This is a genomic window from Dactylosporangium maewongense (assembly GCF_039531485.1).
GTDB classification, from domain to species: domain Bacteria; phylum Actinomycetota; class Actinomycetes; order Mycobacteriales; family Micromonosporaceae; genus Dactylosporangium; species Dactylosporangium maewongense.
In genome coordinates this window covers 529936-552203 of the sequence record NZ_BAAAQD010000001.1, presented here as the reverse complement: position 1 = coordinate 552203, position 22268 = coordinate 529936, and the positions used below count along the sequence as shown (strand labels likewise).

Below are 22268 nucleotides of genomic sequence, written 5' to 3'. Positions count from 1 at the left end.
ACGGAACGCACCCGTATTTCAGAACCCTCTCGCGAGGCGATGGTACGCCTGGTTCCAGCGGACCTCCTTGGCGAACTGCCGAACCGTCGTGTCCGCGTCGATGACGAGCAGCTCCGTGCCGGTCATGTCCGCCAGGTCCGCCAGCTCCTCGGTGCCGACGGCGAACGACAGCACCGTGTGGTGCGGGCCGCCGGCCGTCAGCCAGGACTCCGCCGACGTCGACAGGTCCGGCCGCGGCTTCCAGACCGCCCGCGCCACGGGCAGCTTGGGCAGCGGCGCGGTCGGCGTGACCACGTCGATCTCGTTGGCGACGAGCCGGAAGCGCTCGCCGAGGTCGGCCAGGCCGAGCACGACGGCGGGGCCGGGCGTGGCGTCGAAGACGAGCCGCACCGGGTCCTCGCGGCCGCCGATGCCGAGCGGGTGGATCTCGCACGACGGCGTGTCGAAGGCGATGCTGGGGCACACCTCGAGCATGTGCGCGCCGAGGATGACCTCGTTGCCGGGCGTGAGGTCGTACGTGTAGTCCTCCATGAACGAGGTGCCGCCACCGGGAGCCATCGCCTTCAGGGTGCGCACGAGGACCGAGGTCTTCCAGTCGCCCTCGCCGCCGAAGCCGTAGCCGTCGGCCATGAGCCGCTGCACCGCGAGGCCCGGCAGCTGGCGCAGCCCGCCGAGGTCCTCGAAGTTGGTGGTGAAGGCCTTGAACCCGCCGGCGGTGAGGAACGCGCGCAGGCCGAGCTCGATGCGGGCCGCGTAGCGCAGCGACTCGGCCCGGTCCTCCTTCAGGGCGGCGGACACCCGGTAGGTGTCGTGGTACTCCTTGACCAGGTTGTCCACGTCCGCGTCGGATGTCGCGTCCACCGAGGAAACGAGGTCGTTCACGCCGTACGTGTTGACGGAGACCCCGAAGCGCAGCTGCGCCTCGACCTTGTCGCCCTCGGTGACGGCGACGTCGCGCATGTTGTCGCCGAAGCGGGCCAGCTTCAGCGACCGCATCTCCGTGAAGCCGGCGGCCGCGCGGGCCCACGCGCCGATGCGGGCGGTGACCCGCGGGTCGGTGACGTGCCCGGCGACGGTCTTGCGGGCCACGCCGAGCCGGGACTGGATGTAGCCGAACTCGCGGTCGCCGTGGGCGGCCTGGTTCAGGTTCATGAAGTCCATGTCGATCTCGGCCCACGGCAGCGCCACGTTGGCCTGCGTGTGCAGGTGCAGCAGCGGGGTACGCAGCGCGTCGAGCCCGGAGATCCACATCTTGGCCGGCGAGAACGTGTGCATCCACGCGACCACGCCGACGACCGACGGGTCGGCGTTCGCCGCTGCGTTAGCTTCAAGGCAGACCCGCAGGATGTCGCCGGCGCTGGTGAGCACCGGCTTCCACACCACGCGCACCGCGATGTCCGGCGACTCGTCCAGCGTCGCGGCGATCTGCCTCGACTGGGCCGCGACCTGGTCGAGCGTCTCGGGGCCGTAGAGCCCCTGGCTGCCGGTCAGGAACCAGACCTCGTGCGTCATGTTGTGCTCCTCTGCCCGCCCTGCGGCTGGCCGTAGACGTTCTGGTAGCGGTCGTGCAGCGAGGCGACGGCCTGATCCGGCAGCCGCTCGACGGCGCCCAACTGCCGGGCGAAGTGCATGGTCCTGGCGACGTCCTCACACATGACCGCCGCCTTCACGGCGGCCTTCGCGGTGGCGCCGATGGTGAAGGGGCCGTGCTGCAGCATCAGCACCGCCGGTGACGGGTGCCCGGTGAGCGTCTCGACGATGCCGCGGCCGATCGCGTCGGAGCCGATCAGCGCGAACGGCCCGACCGGGATGTCGCCGCCGAACTCGTCGGCCATCGCGGTGATCGAGCACGGGATCGGCTCGCCGCGGGCGGCCCACGCCGTCGCGTACGGGCTGTGCGTGTGCACGACCCCGCCGACGTGCGGCATGTGCCGGTACACGTACGCGTGCGCCGCGGTGTCCGACGACGGGGCGCGGTCCCCCTCGACGAGCTTGCCGTCCAGGTCGCAGACCACCATGGCCTCGGGGGTCAGGTCGTCGTAGGAGACCCCCGACGGCTTGATCACCAGCAGGTCCGAGCCCGGGACGCGGGCGGACACGTTGCCCGACGTCCAGGTGACCAGGCCCCAGCGAATCAGCTCGGCGTGCAGGTCGCAGACTTCCCGCCGGAGCTTCGAGATCACTGGGCCACCTCCTCGCGCAGCGCGCGGAGGCGGTGCAGGACCTCGTTGCCGCCGGGGCGGCCGAAGTAGTCATGCAGCTGCCGGTATTCGGCGTAGAGTCGGTCGTAGACGTCGGCGGCGGCGTCGTCGGGCGTGTAGACGGCCCGCTTCACCTTGCCCATCGCCGCCGCGGCGGCCCGCACGTCCGGGTATTCGCCGGCGGCGACCGCGGCGTGGATCGCCGAGCCCAGCGCCGGCCCCTGCTCGGAGTCGATGACGCTGATCGGGCGGCGCAGCACGTCGCTGTAGAGCTGCATGAGGAACGTGTTCTTGAGCAGCCCGCCGGCGGCGATGAACTCGGTCACCGGCACCCCGGCGGTCTCGAGGGTCTCGACGATGGTGCGGGTGCCGTAGGCGGTCGCCTCGATCAGCGCCCGGTAGACGTCCTCGGGGCGGGTGGCGAGGGTCTGCCCGACGATGACGCCCGACAGGTGGTGGTCGACGAGCACGGAGCGGTTGCCGTTGTGCCAGTCCAGCGCGACCAGGCCGTGCTGCCCGGGGCGCTGCGCGGCGGCCGCGGCCGTGAGCTGGTCGTGGTCCGCGGACGCGAACCCGGCGAACCAGCCGAAGATGTCGCCGACGCCGGACTGTCCGGCCTCGTAGCCGTACAGGCCGGGGATGATGCCGTCGGCGACGACCCCGCACATGCCGGGCACGTCGGCCAGGGTCGCGCCACTCATCACGTGGCACGTGGAGGTGCCCATGATGGCGACGAGCTGCCCGGCGTCGACGGCCTGCGCGGCCGGGGCGGTCACGTGCGCGTCGACATTGCCGACCGCGACCGCGATCCCCTCCGGCAGCCCGGTCCACCCGGCGGCCTCGGCCGTCAGCCGGCCGGCGAGCCCGCCGAGCGGCGACAGCGGCCCGTCGGTCTTGTCGAGGAACGCGCCGAAGCCGGTGTGCAGCGCCTCGAAGTAGTCCCGGGGCGGGTAGCCGCCGTCCTGGTGGGCGCCCTTGTAGCCGGCGGTGCACGCGTTGCGGGTCTCGACCCCGGCCAGCTGCCACACGATCCAGTCGGCGGCCTCGATGAAGCGCTCGGCCCGGGCGAAGACGTCGGGGTCCTCCTCCAGGACCTGCAGCGCCTTCGCCAGCTGCCATTCGGAGGAGAGCTTCCCGCCGTACCGCGGCAGCCACGCCTCGCCACGCGATGCGGCGAGCGCGTTGATCTGGTCGGCCTGCCGTTGTGCGGCGTGGTGCTTCCACAGCTTCGGGTAGGCGTGCGGCCGGTCCGGCAGGACGTCGCTCAGCGGCGTGCCGTCGGCGAGCACCGGCAGGAACGTGCACGCCGTGAAGTCGGTCGCGATGCCGACCACCTGCGTGGCGTCGATCCCGGTGAGCGCGGCCGGGACGGCGTGCCGCAGCACGTCGACCCAGTCGGACGGCATCTGCAGCGCCCAGTGCGGGGGCAGCGCCTCGCCGGTCGCCGGGAGGGTCCGCTCGACCGCGCCGTGCCGGTACTCGTGGACGGCGGTGCCCACCTCCGCCCCGTCGGCCACGCGGACCACGACGGCGCGGCCGGACAGGGTCCCGAAGTCGACCCCGACTACATATCTCGTCATTGTGATCTCCGCGCCACGGCCCGCTGCAACACGATGAACGCGAACAGCAGCGCACCGATGACGATCTTGGTCCACCACGAGCTGAGGGTGCCCTCGAACGTGATGATGGTCTGGATGAGGCCGAGCACGAGGACCCCGAGCACGGTGCCGAACAGGAAGCCGGATCCGCCGGTGAGGACGGTCCCGCCGATGACCACGGCCGCGATGGCGTCGAGCTCCATGCCGAGGGCATGCAGGCCGTAACCGGAGGACGTGTAGAAGGTCAGCAGCACGCCGCCGAGGGCGGAGCAGACGCCGCTGATCGTGTAGACGGCGATCTTCGTGCGCCCGACGGGCAGGCCCATGAGGAGCGCCGACTGCTGGTTGCCGCCGATGGCGTAGATGTTGCGGCCGATTCTGGTGTACGCCAGGACGTACGCGCCGACGAGCACCACGACGAGCGAGATGACGACGCTCCACGAGATGTGGAACCCGCCGAAGCGGATCTTGTAGTCGGCCAGCTCGGTCCACAGCGCGTTGTCGATGCGGATCGCCTCGGTGCTGATGACGTAGCACAGGCCGCGGGCCAGGAACATGCCGGCGAGCGTGGCGATGAAGGGCTGGATGTCGAAGAAGTGGATGATGCAGCCCATCGCGAGGCCGATCAGGGCGCCGACGAGCAGCACCACGGGCAGCACCGCGATCGGTGACCAGCCGGCCCGCACCAGCGACGCGAAGATCATCGTGGTGAGCGCGACGACCGCGCCGACCGACAGGTCGATGCCGCCGGTCAGGATCACGAACGTCATGCCGACGCCGACGACGAGCAGGAAGCCGTTGTCGATGAAGACGTTCAGGACGATCTGGGTGTCGTCGAAGCCGGTGTACCGCACGACGCCCGCGCCGTACATGAGACACAGCAGCGCCAACGTGGCCAGGACCGGGATGTGCCGCTGCTGCGGCCTGCGGATGACCCGCTTCTGCAACGACTCGAACGTCGTCATGCCGTGACCTCCACCTTCTGCGGCGCCTTCGGGGCGGGCGCGGACGGCCGGCGGCGCTGGAACTTCTCGCGGAACTTCGGCGCCTGGGCGAGGCACAGGACGACCACGACGACCGCCTTGAACAGCAGCGTCACCTCGGGCGGGATGCCGACGGTGTAGATCGTGATGTCGAGGGTCTTAATGATGACCGCGCCGAGGATGGTGCCGGCGATCGAGAACCGGCCGCCGGCCAGCGAGGTGCCGCCGATGACCACGGCGAGGATCGCGTCGAGCTCGATGAGCAGGCCGGCGTTGTTGCCGTCGGCGCTGGACACGTTGGAGCTGATCATCAGCCCGGCGACGCCGGCGCAGAGCCCGGCGAACACGTAGACGATGAGGATCAGCCAGCGCGACTTGATGCCGGCCAGCCGGGACGCCTCGGCGTTGCCGCCGACGGACTCCAGCAGCAGCCCGAGCGCCGAGCGGCGCACGATCAGGCCGGCGATGACCGCGACGCCGACGGCGATGATGACGCTGAGCGGCAGGCCCAGCCAGTAGCCCGCGCCGATCATCTTGTACGGGCCGCTGTTGATCGTGATGATCTGCCCGTCGGTGATGAGCTGGGCGAGGCCGCGGCCGGCGACCATGAGGATCAGCGTGGCGATGATCGGCTGGATGCCGACCGTGGCGACGAGGAACCCGTTCCAGACGCCGAGCACCAGCGACAGCACCAGCGCGAGCCCGACGGCGGCCAGGACGCCGCCGACGCTGTTCTGGTCGTCCAGCTCGCTGATGCGCAGGCAGGCGAGCGCGCCGGCGATCGCGACGACGGCGCCGACCGACAGGTCGATGCCTCCCGTGGCGATGACCAGCGTCATGCCCAGCGCCACGAGCCCCAGCGGCGCGCTGGCCCGCAGGATGTCGATGATGCTGCCGTACAGGTGACCGTCGCGGAGCTCGATCTTGAAGAACCCGCCGGAGAAGAACACGTTCGTGACGAGCAGCAGCACGAGGATCGCCGCCGGCCAGAACAGCCTGTGCTTGGTGATCGCCGCCATCAGGTGCCGCTCGCAATCGTCTCGGTGAGGCGGTCGAGGTCGACCGCGTCGGTGTTCTCCAGCTGGGTGACCAGCCTCCGGTCGCGCAGGACGCCGATGCGGTGGCTGAGGCGCAGCACCTCCTCCAGCTCGGCGGAGATGAACAGCACGGCCATGCCTCCGTCGGAGAGCTCGACGACCAGCCGCTGGATCTCGGCCTTGGCGCCGATGTCGATGCCGCGGGTCGGCTCGTCGAGGATCAGCAGCCGCGGCTCGGTGATGAGCCACCGGGCCAGGAGGACCTTCTGCTGGTTGCCGCCGCTGAGGTTGCGGACCGGCAGCTCGGGGTCCTTCGGGTTGATGTTCAGCGCGTCGATGTACTTCTGGACCAGCTCGTCCTGCCGCCGGCGGGGCAGCGGGCGGGTCCAGCCGCGGGCCGCCTGCAGGGCGAGGATGATGTTCTCGCGGACCGACAGCTCCTCGACCAGGCCTTCGGTCTTGCGGTTCTCGGAGCAGTACGCGATGTCGTGGTCCATGGCGGTGCGCGGGCCGTGCAGGTTGACCGGCTTGCCGTCGATCTCGAGGCGGCCGCTGTCGGCCTTGTCGGCGCCGAAGAACAGCCGGGCGAGCTCGGTGCGGCCGGAGCCCAGCAGCCCGGCGAGGCCGACGACCTCGCCCTTGTGGATGGTGAGACTGAACGGCTCGACGGCGCCGGACCGGCCGAGCTCGTGCGCCCGGGCGACGGCCTCGACGCCCGAGAACGAGCGCTTGCCGGCGTCCTCGAGCCGCTCCAGCAGCGCCAGCTCCTTGCCGATCATGAGGCTGACGAGCTGGACCTGGCTGATGTCGGCGACGAGGTGCTCGCCGACCAGCCGGCCGTTGCGCAGGATCGTCATCCGGTCGCAGATCTCGTAGATCTGGTCGAGGAAGTGCGACACGAACACGATCGCGATGCCCTGCGCCTTGAGCTGCCGCATGATGCGGAACAGCTGAGCGACCTCGCCGGCGTCGAGGCTGGAGGTCGGCTCGTCGAGGACGAGGACCTTCGCGTCGACGTCGATGGCGCGGGCGATCGCGACCAGTTGCTGCACGGCGAGGGAGTAGGTCGACAGCTGTGCGGTGACGTCGAGGTCGAGCTCCATGCGCTGGAGCAGCTCGGTCGCGCGGCGCCGCATGACGCCCCACTGGATCCGGCCGAACTTCGTCGGCTCGCGCCCGATGAAGATGTTCTCCGCGACCGAGAGGTTCGCGCAGAGGTTGACCTCTTGGTACACGGTGCTGATGCCGGCCTCGGTGGCCTGGTGCGGGCCGGCGAACCGGACCGGGCGGCCCTCGAGGGTGATCTCACCCTCGTCGATGTCGTAGACGCCGGTCAGCACCTTGATGAGCGTCGACTTCCCGGCGCCGTTCTCGCCCATGAGGGCGTGGATCTCCCCTTGGTACAGGCGGAAATCCACACCCTCAAGAGCCTTGACGCCGGGGAACTGCTTGCTGATGCCGCTCATGCTCAGCAGTGCGGTCCCCATGGTTGCGCCTCTCAGTACTTGCGGTTCGGCAGCGCGGCCTTGGCCTGCTCGGGGGTGAACGCGGACTCCTCCGTCAGCACCCGCTGCGGGATGGTCTCGCCGGCGACGACCTTCTTGGCCAGGTCCATGAGCTGGGGGCCAAGCAACGGCGAGCACTCCACGATGTAGTTGATCTTGCCCTCGGACAGGGCCGTCATGCCGTCCTTGACCGCGTCGACGGTGATGATCTTGATGTCGACACCGGGCTTCTTGCCGGCCGCGACGATCGCCTCGATGGCGCCCAGGCCCATGTCGTCGTTGTGCGCGTACAGCACGTCGATCTTCGGGTTGGCCTTCAGGAAGGCCTCCATGACCTCCTTGCCCTTGGCGCGGGTGAAGTCACCGGTCTGCGAGGCGATGACCTTGAACTTCGGGTCGGCCTTGATGACGTCGGCGAAGCCGGACTTGCGGTCGTTGGCCGGCGCGGAGCCGGTCGTGCCCTGCAGCTCGACGATGTTCACCGTGTCGGTCTTGCCCTGGTACTCCTTGACCAGCCACTCGCCGGCCTTCTTGCCCTCCAGGACGAAGTCGGAGCCGATGAACGTCTTGTAGAGCGAGGTGTCCTTCGAGTCGACCGCGCGGTCGGTCAGGATCACCGGGATCTTGGCGTCCTTGGCCTCCTTGAGCACGGTGTCCCAGCCCGACTCGACGACCGGCGAGAAGGCGATGATGTCCACCTTCTGCGCGATGTAGCTGCGGATCGCCTTGATCTGGTTCTCCTGCTTCTGCTGCGCGTCGGAGAACTTCAGGTCGATACCGGCTGCGGTGGCGGCCTCCTGGATCGACTTGGTGTTCGCCGTCCGCCAGCCGGACTCGGCACCGACCTGGGCGAAGCCCATCGTGATCTTGCCGTCGTCCTTCTTCGTGCCGCTGCCGGCGTCGCCTTCCTTCTCGCCGCCGCACGCGCTGAGCGCGCCTACGACCAGCAGACCGCCGAGCACGGCCGCGGACCACTTCTTCAGCACTACGCCTCTCCTCACGGGGTGTCTTGCGCCAGAGCTAGTGAACGTTCACATTCAAGGGCGGGCCGCCCCACCGCCGGGGTGTGTGGCAGTGGGGGTACCTCGCTCCGGCCTGGATTACATTGGCCGTCGCGCTTGTATGTCGAGAGTGTTAGCGTTCTCATCCCCGACGTCAAGTCCGTGACGTCGATTCGTGACCGGAGGTGCTCGTTGGCCCATCCCGCGCGCTCCGGGCGGGACCGCGCAGCCTCCGCTCGCGCCGCCTCCACCGCCCCCGCTTCCACCGAACGTGCCCCCACTCCTACGGAACGTAGTGCTTCCGCCGCTCACGGCGGTCCAGGTTCGACGGACCGTGACGCACGGGCTGCTTCGCGTGATGTTCCGGCTCACGGCCAGGTGTCCCTGGGCAACCTGGCGCAGTCCTCGGACATCGAAGGCCGTGCGCTGGGACAAACCGGACCCATGCCCGCCGGTCGCCCGCCGCGCGGCGATGGGATTTTCACGGCGGTGCCGGTCCGGCGGCCCGGGTTCCCCTCCCCCACCGGGCCCGACCGCAGCCGGCGGGGGCCGGTCGCGCACGCCGGCGGCGCGGCGCCCGACGCGGTGCCGGCGCCGCCGCCGCGCAAGGTCGGGATGCGCGACGTGGCGCGGCTCGCGGGGGTGTCGCACCAGACCGTGTCGCGGGTGCTCAACGACCTGCCGAACGTCAGCGACGGCACCCGCAGCCGGGTCCTGGACGCCGTGCGCATCCTCAACTACCGGCGCAACCTCGCGGCGCGGACGCTCGTGACGAGCAGGTCGCGCACGATCGGGCTGATCGGCTTCGAGACCACCCTCGCCGGGCCCGCGTCGATGATCTACGGGATCGAGAAGGCCGCCCGGGAGGCCGGCTACTACGTCAGCATCGCCACCGTCCGGTCGCTGGACCGGCACGCCGTCCTCGACGCCGTCGAGCAGCTGTGCGCCCAGGCGGTCGAGGGGATCATCGCGATCGCCCCGAAGAACTCCGTCGCCGACGCCCTCGCGCAGGCGCCGCCGGGCACGCCGGCCGTCGGGGTGGGCGGCGCCGACGACGGCGCCGTGCCGATGCTGCGGGTCGACAACGTCCGCGGCGCGTGCCTGGCGACCCGGCACCTGCTCGATCTGGGCCACCGCACCGTCCACCACGTCCCGGGCCCCGCCGACTGGCCGGAGGGCAGGGACCGGATCGACGGCTGGCGGCAGACGCTGCACGCCGCCGGGGCGCCCGTGCCGCCGGTCGCGGCCGGCGACTGGTCGGCCCGGTCCGGCTACCTGCGCGGGCAGCTGCTCGCCGCCGACCCCGCCGTCACCGCCGTCTTCTGCGGCAACGACCACATCGCCCTGGGCGTGCTGCGCGCGTTTCACGAGGCGGGCCGCACGGTCCCCGACGACGTGAGCATCGTGGGCTTCGACGACATGCCCGAGTCGGGCTATTTCCTGCCCCCGCTCACCACCGTCCACCAGGACTTCGCCGAGCTCGGGCGGCGCAGCGTCGACCTGCTCGTCGCGCGCCTCGACGGCACGGCACTGCCCACGACCCCCGTGCACCTGACGCCGTCGCTGGTCGTGCGCGCCAGCGCCGCCCGCACCGCCGGCGCCTAGGAACCCCGCGTGCAGCGGACCGAGGGGGGCGGGAAGCCGTTGAACGACGAGGCGTAGACGCTGGTGTACGCGCCGGCATTGCCGATGTACACCTCGTCGCCGGCCCGCAACCCGGCGGAGAGCTCCACGTCGAACAGGATGGTGTCCTGGCTGTCGCAGGTCGGGCCGGTGAGATGGCAGCGCTCGCGGGCCCCGGCCCGGCGCGAGTCGGTGACCGGGAAGCGCAGCTCGTTGCCCGTCTCGAGGCTCTCCATCAGCCCGTTGAACGCGCCGACGTCGAGATGGACCCAGCGCCGGCCGTGGCGTAGCGCGGTGCCGATGACCGAGGCCCGCAACGTGCCCGCCGCGGCGACGACGGCCCGGCCCGGCTCGATCACGACCGGGACGTCGTAGGGCAGCCCGGCCAGGCCCGTGCTGATCGCCGCCGCGTAGTCCGGCAACGGCGGCACCGGGCCGGCGTAGCGGGCCGGGAAGCCGCCGCCGACGTCCACCATCTCCAGCATCACCTGCTCGGCGGCGAGCTTGTCCATGACCTGTGCGACGGCGCGCAGCGGCGCCCGCCACGCCTGCGGGAGCAGCATCTGCGAGCCGACGTGGAAGGCGACGCCGAAGGGGCGCAGGCCCCGGTCGCGGGCGCCGAGCAGCAGGGCGGTGGCGGTGGCGACGTCGACGCCGAACTTGCCCTCGCTGGGCACGCCGCTGCGGATCTGGTGCGCGGCGAGCCGGACGAACACGGCCGCGCCGGGTGCGGCGGCGGCGAGCTTGTCCAGCTCCTCCTCGGAGTCGAACGCGAAGCGCCACAGGCCTCCCGCGTGCGCGCGGGCGATGTGGGCGACGGGCTTGACCGGGTTGCTGTACAGCACGCCGGCCGGGTCGACGCCGACGGTGGTCAGCAGGTCGAGCTCCGGCGCGGACGCGACCTCGAAGCGGCAGCCGAGGCCGTGCAGCTCCGCGAGGACCTCCGGGTGCGGGTTGCACTTCATGGCGTAGTGCACCGTCATGCCCGGCAGTCCCGCGGTCACGGCACGGTACCCGGCCGCCACCTTGTCCAGGTCGATCAGCAGCTCGGGCGTGTTCACGCGCTCGGCGGGCGCCACATCGGCCAGACCGGCGGGCCGTCCGGCAGCAGGATCGGCGGGCGGCTCTCGTAGCCGTGGCGCAGGTACAGCGCCCGGTTGCGCGGGTCGTTGGCCTCCAGGTAGGCGGGGATGCCGGCCCGGTCGAGCCGGCGGTGGTGCCGGGCGAGCAGCGAGCTGCCGATGCCGAGGTTCTGCCGCTCCGGCCGCACGGCTAAGAACGCCAGGTAGTGGTGCGGGACGATCGGGTGCTCCTCCTCCAGCATCGCGTCGAGCTGGCAGGCCCGGTCGAACGCGGGGCCGGCCGCCTCCTTGAGCCGCCGGTCGTAGTCGACCGGGGGCGGGATCGCGTGCGTCAGCGGGAACCACAGCGCGACGCCGGAAGGCCTGCCGTCGAACGGGTCGACGGTCGCGTACACCTCGCCGTGCCGCACCGCGTGCTCGGCGAAGATCGAGAAGTACTCGGGGCTGTGCTCGCGCCGGTCGTCGGCGTCCGGCGCCATCCACTGGGCGACCAGGCCGTCGCTCATGGCGGCGACGAGGACCTCGGTGATGGCGTCGGTGTCGACCGGTTCGATGTCGCGGACGACGACATCCTGTATGGCATGCGTCATGACCGTCCTCTTTCGATGTCCACGGTGGAGCCGGTGGTGGGAGCTGCGAGCGGTGGGAGCTATGAGTGGCGGACGACGTCGGCGGTGCGCGGCAGCGCGTGCGAGACGGGCAGCCCGGCGCCCTCCGGGATGACCCGCTGCTCGGCGCCGCGGCCGATGCCGGCGTAGGCGTCCGGCCGGGCGGCGCGCATGACCAGCGCCCAGATGATGCCGACGATCGCGAAGACGACGTAGGCGGCGGAGAAGACCCAGTTGAAGACCGAGTCGTTGTTGACCTGCAGCAGGTCGCCCAGCCCGATGACGGTCGCCGCGAGCACCGCGCTGAGCAGCAGGAACGCCAGCAGCGGCGCGAGCTGCGCCCGCCAGAAGTTCTCCCGCCGGCGGTGCCTGAGGAAGAACGCGATGACCGCGGCGGACGCGCCCCACATGAGCATCAGCACGCCGAGACCGCCGACGACGGTGCCCCAGGCGAACAGGTGGATCAGCGGGTCGATGCCGGTCACCTGGAACACGATCAGCACCCCGAGCGCGAGCAGGCTCTGCGTGATCGACCCCAGCAGCGGCGCGCCGGTGCGCGGGTGCGCCACCCCCCACAGCCGGGGCAGCACCCGCTCCCGCCCCAGGGCGAACTGGTAGCGGGCGACCGCGGCGTGAAACGCCAGGGCCGCGGCGAAGACGCTGGTCAGGAACAGCACGTACCCGACGTTGATCAGCGCCTCGGGCACGTACGGCGAGACGAGCGCGAAGACCAGGTCGGTCTCCTGGTCCTTGGCCGCCTGCACGATGTTGCCGGAGCCGGTGTTCACCGACATCGCCCACGCCGAGACGCCGCACAGCAGGCCCGGCAGCAGGACCGCCCAGTGGGTGGCCCGGGCGATCGTGCGCTTGGGGTCCTTGGCCTCCTCGGACAGCACGACGGTCGCCTCGAAGCCGACGAAGCCGGCGATCGCGAGCACCAGCATCGCCGCGACCTCGGGGGTCAGCAGCTGCGCCGGGTCGAGCGCCTCGGTGCTCACCCTGCCGCCGGCCGGGTGGGCGACCATGATCGCGTCGTAGATGAGCACGATGGTGATCTCGGCGGTGAGCAGCACGGCGAGGACCTTGCCGCTGAGGTCGACCCACAGCACGCCGAGCACGGCGATGAGGAACCAGCCGACCAGCGAGCAGACGAACCAGCTGGTGTGGATCCCGCTGGCCTCCAGCACGCCCTTCGCCACGACGCCGAGCAGGCCGAACAGGCCGATCTGCATCGCCGCGTAGGCCGGCAGCGCGATGAACGCCGCCGCCACGCCGGTGACCCGGCCCAGCCCGTGGCTGATGTAGGAGTAGAACGCGCCGGAGTTGACGATGTGCCGGCTCATCGCCACGAACCCGACCGTGAACAGCGACAGGATCAGCGCCGCGACGAAGTACACCAGCGGCACGGCGATGTTGCCGACCACGGCGTAGATCGTCGAGATCGCGCCGAGGATCACGGTCAGCGGCGCCGCTCCCGCGACGCCGAAGAACACGATGGACGGCACGCCGAGACGGTTGCTGGCCAGACCCCGGGTCACGATGTCGGGCCCGCTCGGTGCGAAACGCGCCATGTTCGGTCTCCTCACGCGGTCGGCCGTGCTGGTGCGCAGCTTCCCGCGGTGATAGTGGTGTCGGCCCACCGTGCGCGTCACCGGCGGCCGACAGCGAGCGCGGAGCCCACCGCCGCCTCTGTGTACTGGACGAGCTGGACCAGGTCGTCCGGCAGTGACGCCATGATCGCGGGCAGCTGCCGCATGCACTCGCGCTGCTCCTGGACGCCGGCGAAGACGTGCCTGGTCAGCCCGGTCGCGACGACCAGCGCGATGAGCGACCGGTCGTGCAGCCCCATGGACCGCCGGTGCGCGAGTGCCTCGGACAGCCGGATCGACTCCCACGCGGCGGTGTTGCGCTGCTCGGCGGTCTGCGGCAGGTACAGCGTCTGCGACGCGCTGAGCAGCTTGCGCCGGGTGACCGGCTCGACCACGCCGGCGCGCAGCAGCCGCTCGCCGACCTGGTCGGTCGCGTCGGCCGCGAGGTACGCCAGCCAGGTGCGGATCTCGCGGTGCTGCGGCTGCGCGATCAGCAGGTCGAGCACGGTGTGGGCCAGGGAGTCCCCGGGCGGCTCCTGGCTGACGACATACAGGTCGCCGGTCATGGCGCGCAGCCGTCCGTACAGCATCAGCTCACCCAGCAGGGCGGAGGCCAGCCCGAGCCCGGCGGCACGTGGGTGCAGCCTGGACCGGCCGGTTCGATCGTCGTGGGCAATCAGGTAATAGCTGTTGGCAAGCATCGCGACCACGGCTCCCTCGAGATCTGCCCCGAGCACGTCAGCGAACAACCAGCAGCATGTGCTGGCTTCGATGTCCCCGAGCATCATGTACCAGACACGGCGCGTAGTGCAACGAGTACTAGACTCGGGGTATGCGCATCACGCAAATTGCATATGATCAATACCGTGGACATTGACGCCGCAAAGGACGAGGGCCCGACGCTTCGCCGCCGTCGACTGGCCGCGGAACTGAAGAAAAGTCGCGAAGAAGCCGGATTCACGCAGGAATCCGTGTCCCGGCACTTCGAGTGGCACTCGGCCAAGGTCACCAGAATTGAGAACGCACGCGTGCCGGTCAACGCCCGGGACGTCAACGACCTGCTGACCCTCTACGGGGTCAGCGACCCGGCCTACCGGGAGGCGCTGCTGGCCCTGGCCCGGCAGAGCAAGCAACGCACGTGGTGGACCGACTACCGCGACGTCATGCGGCCGGGGAACTTCGTCGGCATGGAGGCGGACGCGTCGATCACCCGCGTGTGGGAGCCCATCGTGCTGCCGGGCCTGCTGCAGTGCGAGGACTACATGCGGGCGCTGATCGGCATCGGCCGTCGCAACGACACCAGGGAGTCGATCGAGCGGCGGGTCTCCCTGCGCCGGCTGCGCCAGGAGCGCCTCACCGCGGCCAGCCCGCTGCAGCTCGTGGCCCTCTTCGACGAGTCGGTGATCCACCGGGTCGTCGGCGGCCCGGCGGTGATGCAGGAGCAGTACCGCAAGATCATCGACGTCGCGGCGCTGCCGAACGTGTCGGTGCGGATCGTGCCGTTCACCGCCGGCGAGCACCCGTTCATGGGCGGACCGATCACGTTCCTGGAGTTCCCGGACGTCGCCCACTTGGATGTCATCTACCTCGAGGGCCTTGCCGGGGACTACTACGAGGAGCAGCCTGCGGAGGTCAAGCGCTACCGCGACGAGTTCGAGCGGCTCGAGACGAAGGCCCTCAGCGAGGCGTCGACGGTGCGCCTGATCGAACGCCTGCTCGCCTGAGCCGGCGGCCGCTCCCGCGCGGCCGGCTCAGCTCACGAGAAAGGAGGTGAACGTTTTGCCCGCTCAATTCACCGGCGCCGGCTGGCGTAAAAGCAGTCACAGCAACGGCAACGGCGGCAACAACTGTGTGGAAGTCACAGTCGCTGCCTCCGCTGTCGGTGTGCGCGACAGCAAGAATCCGGACGGAGCCGTTCTACGGTTCAGTCCAGCCGCTTGGAAGTCGTTCCTGTCCGACGCCAAGCACGGCAATTTTGATGTGATCAGCTGACGCTTTTCCCGATTCCTCGATCCCGTGCATGAATGATCGCGCCTGGGCTGGTGTGTCATTTGCATCAGCCCATGCGTGAAGATACCGGCCGATGCTATTCCCGCCGGTTCGCCGGCGCTACCATCGACTTTCGCAGTATCTGTAACGGCACCGTCACCCGTTGATCTTCGGGAGGTGCTTGAATCGCCGGGTGCGCCTGTCGTTGACCACCCCCTCCGTGTCCGACGCCCACGCGGTGCAGACCCTGCACGGCTGGCTCCTGCGCGATCCCGGCCTGGCCGCCGACGCCGACATCAGCCAGCGCAGCTCCGCGGGCGGGCACATGGGCGCGCTCGACGTCATCGACCTCGTGCTGACGCACGCGGTGGCGGTCGGGGGGCTCGTCCTGGCGTTCGCGTCGTGGCGGCGGGCCCGGCCGGACGCGCCGCCGATCGTGTTCACCGTCGAGGGGATCTCGGTGACCGCTTCGGACTCCTCACCCGAGACGCTCGAACGGATCCGGGCGACCCTGCTCGCCGCGCTGCCACCCGCGCCGTCGCCTGCTCCCGGGCCTGCGCCCGCGCCCGCGCCTTCTCCGGGGCCGCCGGCGCCGCCTGTACCGTCGCCACCGCCGCCCACACAGGACGACGATGCGGCTGCCTGACCCGCTCGCCTCCAGGGCGGTCCTCGTGGGTGCCGGCGCGTTCGACGTCCTGGAGCCGCTGCCCGCGGTCCCCAACAACCTGCGGCACCTCGCCGCGCTGCTCACCGACCCCGACATCTGGGGGCTGCCCGCGGCGCACTGCACGGTCGTGCAGGACCCGGCATCCGCCGACGACATCCTCGACGCGCTGCACGACGCCGCCCGGGACGCGCGCGACGCGCTGGTGTTCTACTACGCGGGGCACGGGCTCATCGAGCCGGACACGTTCGAGCTGTACCTGACGCTCCCCCGCACCACGCCGTCGCCCATCCACGGTGCCGTGCGGTTCGAGGACGTGCGCCGCCTCATCGCCGGGGCGCGCCGCTGCCGCTCCAAGGTCGTGCTGCTGGACTGCTGCTACAGCGGCCTGGCCCTGGCCGGCGCGATGGGCGACCCGGCGACCGTCGCCGACCGGGTCGTGGTCGGCAACAGCTACGTGCTGACCGCCGCCGCCGAGACCGCGCTCGCCTACGCGCCGCCCGACGAGGAGTTCACCGCCTTCACCGGCGAGCTCGTCACCGTCCTGCGCGACGGGCTGCCCAACGGCGCCGACGTGCTGGAGATGGAGGCGGTGTACTGGCAGCTCGCCGCCGAGCTGTCCGCGAAGCGCCGGCCGATGCCGCAGGCCCGCGCCCGCAACGACGGCCACGCCATCGCGCTCGCCCGGAACCGGGCCGGCCGGGCGCCCCTGTCGGCACCGCCACCGCAGCCGGTCGCCCCGGCGTACACCACCGCCGGCCGCGGACTGAACCCCTCCCGGCTCATCGCGCTGCTCGCCGACCCGCCCGGCGGCGTGACCGCCACCGACCTGCTCGTCGCGGCCGGCTCCACGCGGCCGACGCAGGAGGTGGCCGCGCTCGCGTACGCCATGCGCACCGACCCCTCGGTGGGCGTCCTGCTCGACGCCGCCGCCCGCCGCTCCCCCGGGACCGTCGCGGGGCTCGTCGCGGACCTCGAGGAGCTCGGTCTCGGCCCGATCGCCGACGACGTCGTGCGGTCCGCCGCGGCCGGCGACGGGCGGCGGATCGTCGCGCTCGGCCCGCTGCTCGGCGACCGGCAGGCGCCCCTGCTCGACGCCGCCGTCCGCGACCGCATCGGCCGGCCCGCGGCGATGATCGCGCTCGTCGGCGCCCTGTGGACGTCGGGGCTGCGGGACGCGGCCGAGGCGGCGCTGCGCCGGGTCAGCGCGTCCATGCCCGCCGCCGACGCCGCCGCCCTCGCCGACGCCCTGCGCGACGGCGGGCACGAGGAGCCGGCGTTCCACCTGTACGAGGTGGCCGCCGACGTCATCGTCGAGCGGCCACCGGCAGCCGTCGTCGACCTGGCCGCGGCGATGGTCCGCGCCGGCCACGGGGCGCAGGGCACCGCGCTGGTCGACGGCGCCGCCCGGGCGTGCGCGAACCCCTCCGCCGCGGCGGAGCTGCTCGACGCGCTGCGGCACGCGGAGCTGCCGGCCGGCGACGCCATGGCGCGGCTCGCCGGGCGGTTGCCGGACCCCGACCTGCTCGCCCTCACCGACCTGCTCCGCGACGGTCGCAGCCCCGGCGACGCCCTGACCGTCCTGCAGCTGGCCGCGGCGGGGCGGCCGGTCGAGAGCACGATCGCGTACATCAGGCACCTGCACGACGCGGGCCGCCCGATCGACGCCAACCGGCTCCTGGAGCAGCGGGCCACCGCGACGGCCGGCTGGTCTCCCCCCACCGCGGACCCGCCGCCACCCGCCCCCGCCATCGCATCCGGTGCCTTGCTGCTGAAGGCCTTCTCCGGTGCGTCGGTCGAGGAGCTGCGCGCCGCCCTGGCGGACCCGCCGCCTGGCGCACCGTCCGGGTCCGCGGCGCAGACCGCTCCCGGGTCGGCGGGCGGCGCCGGGCCGGTGGTGTTCGCGTTGTCCGGCTGGGATCTGGCCGCGGTCGCGGTCGCGGCGGCTGCCGCCGGGCCGGACGTCGCGGTCCGGCGGGTCCTGACCACCGCCGCGGCCGGGTCGCCCGAGCGGGTCGCCGCGCTCGTCGCCGGCCTGCACCGCGCGACCGGCGGGGGCGACCTGGCCCGGCACACCGGCGCCGCCGTCGCGGCCCGCCCCGTCGCCGAGGTCGCCGAGATCGCGGTACACCTCATCGGGCACGGAGAGACGGTGGCCGCCGCCGACCTGCTGCGGGCGCGGCAGCCCAGGCTGTTCAGCGAGCCGCTCGCCGCGCTCGACGCGCTGCTGCACGGGCGGCGGGCGCTGTCGCGCTCCGACCCGCTCGTCGGCGGCGTCGCCGGGGTGGTCGTCGCGTACGTCTGCGCCGACCCGGACGCCGACGCCGACGGGTTCGTGTCGGCGTTCCTGGCCGACGACCGCGCGTTCCGGTGGGACCTCGCCGAGCGGCTCGCCCGCGCCCCGGTCGCCACCGCCGCGGCGTTCTTCGCCCGTCTCTCCCCGCACGTGCGCTCCGGCTGCCACCGCGACTACGCCCAGGTCGCGGCGCGGGGCCGGCCGCCGGACCTGCTGGCGGCGTTCACCGGGATCCGGGACCTGCTGCCGGGGCACGTGCTGTTCGACTTCCTCGCCGCGGCCGGCGCGCAGTGCCCGATCGACGACCTGACGTCGTTCGTCGACGACCTCGTCGCCTGCGGCACCGCGCCCGAGCACTTCCGCCCCCTGCTGCGCGGGCCGGCCACGCCCGCCTCCTACGTGCTCGCCGCCTGGGTCGCCGCCAACCATCCGCACCTCACGGAGGCGCTGCCGTTCCCGGTGTCCGGCACGCGGCCGACCGCCGCGCGGATCGCCGCGCTGCAGAGCATCCGGGCGACGCTGGGCTCGACGCTGCAGGCGGCGATGTCACACCCGGTGCCAGGGCTGGAGGACGACGAGACGCTCCTGCTCGTCTGGCCGCTGGCGCGCGACGGGGTGCTCGCCTTCACCGACCGCGCCGTGCACCACGTGTGGGGCGTGCACTCGCGGCTGCGCTACGACGACCTGCACGCCGCGCAGGTGCGCAGCGTCGAGCGCTACGAGATGCGGGTCGTCACGCAGTCCGACACCGGGCCGACCGTCCAGGACTGGCGGCTCGACCCGCCCGGGCGCATGTCCGGCGGGGCCGCCCTCACCGCGGAACGGCTGGCCGAGGCGCTGCGGCGGGCCCGGGTCGCGGTGAACGAGGCGCTCGCCGTGCGCACCGGCGAGGCACCCTGAAACTTGTCGCGCCGCGCAGTCAACCACCGGGGCACCGGGTCGCATCAATGGGGTGGAACGTCCAGGGAAGGGACCCATCACGGTGCGCGCGGACCGCGAACATGACTTCAGCCTGTATGTGCAGGCGCGGATACCGCGCCTGCACCGGCTCGCATTCCAGCTGCTCGGTGACCGCCACAAGGCCGACGACGCGGTGCAGAACGCCCTGACCGTCCTCTACCAGCGCTGGTCCCGGATGCGCGACGTGGAGAACCTCGACGCCTACGTGCACACCATGGTCGTGCGGTCCTGCCTCTCCGACCGGCGGCGCTGGTGGGCGAGGGTCCAGCTGCGCGCGACCACCCCGGACGTGCCCGTCGCGGCCGACGACCCGCTCGTCGAGCAGCGGATGGTGCTGCGGGCGGCGCTGCGGCGGCTGCCGGAAGGGCAGCGCACGGTCGTCGTCCTGCGCTACCTGTGCGACCTGCCGGTCGCCGAGGTGGCGCGGATCCTCGGCCGCTCCGAGGGCACGGTGAAACGGCAGACCTTCAGCGGCCTGGGCAACCTGCGCCGCATGCTCGACGAGCGCACGAGGAGCGCGGCATGAACGACAACCCGTTCGCGATCCTGACCGACGAGCCCGTGCCGGACAGCCGGGTCGGGGTCGGCGACGTCATCGCCGCCGGGCGTGCCCGGGTGCGGCGGCGCCGCGGCGTGGTCACCGGCGTGTGCGCGGCACTCGTCGTCCTCATCGTCTCCGTCGGCGTCGCGGCCGCGGTACGGGCACCGCAGGGCACTCCCTCGGATCCCGCGCCGACGCCGTCGCCGACGGTCAGCGCCGACCCGTCCGGTTGTGTGGCCACCCGCCTGCCCGTCGGGGAGGAGGACATCGGCTCCGCGCACACCGACCCGAGCGGGCACTACCTGGTGTTCAACCGGGCACCCGATCCCGGCCTGATCGTCGTGTACCGCGACGGCGTGGAGGTCCAGCGGTTCAGCGACGGCCAGCGGCTGCAGGTCACGGCGGTGAGCTCGGCCGGCACCGCCGTCGGCAGGCAGGGCGGGTCGCCCGACGGGGCCGCCTTCCGCACCACCGCACAGGGGACGCTCGCCTTGCTGCCGAAGCCGTCCGGTGCCCTGTCGGTCAGCGCGCAGGGCATCAACGCCGCCGGCGACATCGTCGGCGAGGCCACCATGCCGGGCAAGAAGTTCCGCGCCGTCCTGTGGCGGCACAGCGCACCCGACGTCGCGGTGCTGCTGCCCACCCCGTCCGGCAGTTCCTCGGCCGCCCACGACATCGCCGACGACGGGCGCATCGTCGGCGACTTCAACCAGGGCGAGCAGCCGGTGCTGTGGAACGCCGACCTCTCCACCACGGTCCTGCCGACCCCGCCCGGCCGGCCCGGCGGCGTCGCGCAGCGCATCGCCGGCGACTGGGTCATCGGCCCGGTGAACTTCCTGGCGATGAACGGCTTCGACGCCGCGACCGGGCGCCGTACGGGCGCCGGCGACATCCCACCGGCCCGCTGGCACCTGTCGGCCGGCACCGTCGAGCCGCTGGTCGCCCCGGACATCTTCGCCGGCGGCAACAGCGTCACCGCCGACGGGACCGTCCTCGTCAACCGCTTCGACGGCGTCGTGCGCTGGACCGGCGCCACGGTGACCCCGGTGCCGGCTCCTCGCGGGTACAACCACGCGCAGATCGAATCCGTCAGCGCCGACGGCAGGCTCCTGGCCGGCGCGGCCACGAAGAGCACGGGCGGCTCCATCGAACCGTTCGCCTGGACCTGCCGCTGAGCCGCCTCGCTGATCGCATAGCGGATCCGGTCGTCATGGCGACCGGATCCGCTACTTGATCATGTCGGCCGTGCCGGGCGGGGTGTTCACGGCCGCAGGCCGTGTCGCGGCCTTGGCCGGACGGGGCGCGGAGGCGCCCCGGCCGGCGCCGCGGTCTGCGCAACTACACGCGGACGTGCAGGGAGGGCCGCCAAGGCCCGACCGTTGGCTGCGGGAGCAACGGTCGCGGCCACGGCGGACCGGAGCCATGACCTTGTTCTTGTTCTTCAGCTTTTCGGGGCGGCTGTGCTGCGACGCAGGACGAGGGTGGGGGCGACGCGGGGGTCGGGCTCGGGGCGGTCGGGGCCTTCGGGGAGGTCGGCCTCGATGGCGCGGAGCAGGGCGGCGATGCAGCGGCGACCGACCTCGTCGAAGTCCTGCCGGATCGTGGTCAGCGGCGGGGACAGGAACTCGGCCTCCGGGATGTCGTCGAAGCCGACGATGCTGATGTCGTCGGGGACGCGGATGCCGTGCTCGTGGAACGCGCGCATCATGCCGAGGGCCATCTGGTCGTTGCCGGCGAAGACGGCGGTGACGTCGTCGCGGCGGGCCAGCTCGAGGCCGGCCTGGTAGCCGGAGCGGGCGGACCAGTCGCCGGTCATGAGCGGCGGGGCGGGCAGGCCGGCGTCCTCGAGCGTGCCGCGCCAGCCCTCGATGCGGCCGTGGGTCTCCAGCCAGTCGCGGGGGCCGGACAGGTGCCAGACCTTGCGGTGGCCGAGGCCCAGCAGGTGCTGCACGGCGAGACGGGCGCCGGTGACCTGGTCGACGGAGATCGCGGGGATCTCGCCGCCGACGACCGCCTCGACGGCCACGGCGGCGACGCCGAGCGGGAGGCTGTGCAGCGCCGCGGCGGCCGCGGTCTGCGGGGCGATGACGACGACGCCGGCGACGGACTGGTCGGCGAGGGCCTCCAGGGCGGACACCATGCCGCTGTGGTCGACCTGCTCCAGCGTGACGATGCTGACGCCATAGCCGGCGGCGCGGGCGGCACGCTCGATGCCCAGCAGCGTCGAGGCGGGGCCGTAGAGAATCGTGTCGAAGCTGACGACGCCGATCACCCGCGAACGCCGCCCCGCGAGGCCCCGGGCCATCGCGTTGGGGCGGTAGTTGAGCTGCCGGACCGCCTCGAGCACCCGCTCACGCGTGGCGGGGCTGACGCTCGGGTGCTGGTTGAGGACCCGGGACACGGTCTGGTGGGACACGCCGGCGAGTCGCGCGACGTCGTTCATGACCGCTGCCCGGCCCTGGCTCGTTGGACGCATCGCCCTCCCCCCATGTTGATGTTAGCGCTGCCACGGTACGCCGTGCCGGCCGGTATACCGCGTGCTGGGGGTCCTTGCGGGGACGGAAATGGCCGTTCGGATGACCCTGGGCTTT

Annotated in this window: 19 protein-coding genes; 7 read left to right on the top strand and 12 right to left on the bottom strand. The window is 72.1% G+C overall.

Annotated features, from left to right (window positions below):
- Positions 1-18 precede the first annotated feature (18 nt).
- The 7 genes from araA to ABD332_RS02275 are packed head-to-tail and all read right to left on the bottom strand — an operon-like array spanning position 19 to position 8310.
- A complete protein-coding gene (araA, locus tag ABD332_RS02305) occupies positions 19-1512 on the bottom strand; it encodes an L-arabinose isomerase (protein WP_344498955.1) in 1494 nt (497 codons plus the stop codon).
- On the bottom strand, positions 1509-2183 hold the full coding sequence (locus ABD332_RS02300) for an L-ribulose-5-phosphate 4-epimerase (RefSeq protein WP_344498953.1): 675 nt from the start codon (positions 2181-2183) through the stop codon (positions 1509-1511). Before ABD332_RS02300 ends, araA begins: the two co-directional genes overlap by 4 nt.
- Complete coding sequence (locus tag ABD332_RS02295) at positions 2180-3781, bottom strand: ribulokinase (protein WP_344498951.1); 1602 nt, start codon at positions 3779-3781, stop codon at positions 2180-2182. The genes ABD332_RS02300 and ABD332_RS02295 overlap by 4 nt, the downstream gene beginning before the upstream one ends.
- Positions 3778-4764, bottom strand: coding sequence for a galactofuranose ABC transporter, permease protein YjfF (yjfF, locus tag ABD332_RS02290; RefSeq protein WP_344498949.1), 987 nt, complete (start codon positions 4762-4764; stop codon positions 3778-3780). Before yjfF ends, ABD332_RS02295 begins: the two co-directional genes overlap by 4 nt.
- Positions 4761-5801 (bottom strand): ABC transporter permease, encoded by a 1041-nt coding sequence (locus ABD332_RS02285; RefSeq protein ID WP_344498947.1) that lies wholly within the window; start codon positions 5799-5801, stop codon positions 4761-4763. The genes yjfF and ABD332_RS02285 overlap by 4 nt, the downstream gene beginning before the upstream one ends.
- The gene (locus ABD332_RS02280; RefSeq protein ID WP_344498945.1) at positions 5801-7306 is read right to left on the bottom strand and encodes a sugar ABC transporter ATP-binding protein; all 1506 of its coding nucleotides are present in this window, start codon (positions 7304-7306) and stop codon (positions 5801-5803) included. The genes ABD332_RS02285 and ABD332_RS02280 overlap by 1 nt, the downstream gene beginning before the upstream one ends.
- Before the next feature lie 11 nt (positions 7307-7317).
- Positions 7318-8310: an ABC transporter substrate-binding protein gene (locus ABD332_RS02275; protein WP_344498943.1), complete on the bottom strand. Its 993-nt coding sequence runs from the start codon at positions 8308-8310 to the stop codon at positions 7318-7320.
- 504 nt (positions 8311-8814) lie between these two features.
- Between ABD332_RS02275 and ABD332_RS02270 the strand changes: the two genes are divergently transcribed.
- Positions 8815-9930, top strand: a complete 1116-nt coding sequence (locus ABD332_RS02270) for a LacI family DNA-binding transcriptional regulator (RefSeq protein ID WP_344498941.1) — start codon at positions 8815-8817, stop codon at positions 9928-9930.
- On the opposite strand, the gene ABD332_RS02265 is transcribed toward ABD332_RS02270, so the two are convergent.
- The 4 genes from ABD332_RS02265 to ABD332_RS02250 all read right to left on the bottom strand — a co-directional run bounded on the left by ABD332_RS02265 (position 9927) and on the right by ABD332_RS02250 (position 13928).
- A complete protein-coding gene (locus tag ABD332_RS02265) occupies positions 9927-11009 on the bottom strand; it encodes a type III PLP-dependent enzyme (RefSeq protein ID WP_344498939.1) in 1083 nt (360 codons plus the stop codon). The genes ABD332_RS02270 and ABD332_RS02265 overlap by 4 nt on opposite strands.
- Positions 11006-11620, bottom strand: a complete 615-nt coding sequence (locus ABD332_RS02260; protein ID WP_344498937.1) for a GNAT family N-acetyltransferase — start codon at positions 11618-11620, stop codon at positions 11006-11008. The genes ABD332_RS02265 and ABD332_RS02260 overlap by 4 nt, the downstream gene beginning before the upstream one ends.
- A gap of 59 nt (positions 11621-11679) precedes the next feature.
- A complete protein-coding gene (locus ABD332_RS02255) occupies positions 11680-13209 on the bottom strand; it encodes an APC family permease (RefSeq protein ID WP_344498935.1) in 1530 nt (509 codons plus the stop codon).
- A gap of 77 nt (positions 13210-13286) precedes the next feature.
- Positions 13287-13928, bottom strand: coding sequence for a GOLPH3/VPS74 family protein (locus ABD332_RS02250; RefSeq protein WP_344500680.1), 642 nt, complete (start codon positions 13926-13928; stop codon positions 13287-13289).
- A 165-nt stretch (positions 13929-14093) separates the two neighbouring features.
- Here ABD332_RS02250 and ABD332_RS02245 point away from each other — a divergent pair, with 165 nt between their 5' ends.
- From ABD332_RS02245 to ABD332_RS02220, 6 genes are all read left to right on the top strand, one after another.
- A complete protein-coding gene (locus ABD332_RS02245) occupies positions 14094-14951 on the top strand; it encodes a helix-turn-helix domain-containing protein (RefSeq protein WP_344498933.1) in 858 nt (285 codons plus the stop codon).
- A gap of 55 nt (positions 14952-15006) precedes the next feature.
- Positions 15007-15219 (top strand): DUF397 domain-containing protein, encoded by a 213-nt coding sequence (locus ABD332_RS02240; RefSeq protein WP_344500678.1) that lies wholly within the window; start codon positions 15007-15009, stop codon positions 15217-15219.
- A gap of 190 nt (positions 15220-15409) precedes the next feature.
- Positions 15410-15862 (top strand): effector-associated constant component EACC1, encoded by a 453-nt coding sequence (locus tag ABD332_RS02235; RefSeq protein WP_344498931.1) that lies wholly within the window; start codon positions 15410-15412, stop codon positions 15860-15862.
- On the top strand, positions 15849-19076 hold the full coding sequence (locus ABD332_RS02230) for a caspase, EACC1-associated type (RefSeq protein ID WP_344498929.1): 3228 nt from the start codon (positions 15849-15851) through the stop codon (positions 19074-19076). The genes ABD332_RS02235 and ABD332_RS02230 overlap by 14 nt, the downstream gene beginning before the upstream one ends.
- Positions 19077-19158: 82 nt before the next feature.
- Positions 19159-19662, top strand: coding sequence for a SigE family RNA polymerase sigma factor (locus ABD332_RS02225; protein ID WP_344498927.1), 504 nt, complete (start codon positions 19159-19161; stop codon positions 19660-19662).
- Positions 19659-20852, top strand: coding sequence for a hypothetical protein (locus ABD332_RS02220; protein WP_344498925.1), 1194 nt, complete (start codon positions 19659-19661; stop codon positions 20850-20852). The genes ABD332_RS02225 and ABD332_RS02220 overlap by 4 nt, the downstream gene beginning before the upstream one ends.
- A gap of 266 nt (positions 20853-21118) precedes the next feature.
- Here the strand turns inward: ABD332_RS02220 and ABD332_RS02215 are convergent, their stop codons facing one another.
- Positions 21119-22120: a LacI family DNA-binding transcriptional regulator gene (locus ABD332_RS02215; RefSeq protein WP_344498923.1), complete on the bottom strand. Its 1002-nt coding sequence runs from the start codon at positions 22118-22120 to the stop codon at positions 21119-21121.
- Positions 22121-22268 lie beyond the last annotated feature (148 nt).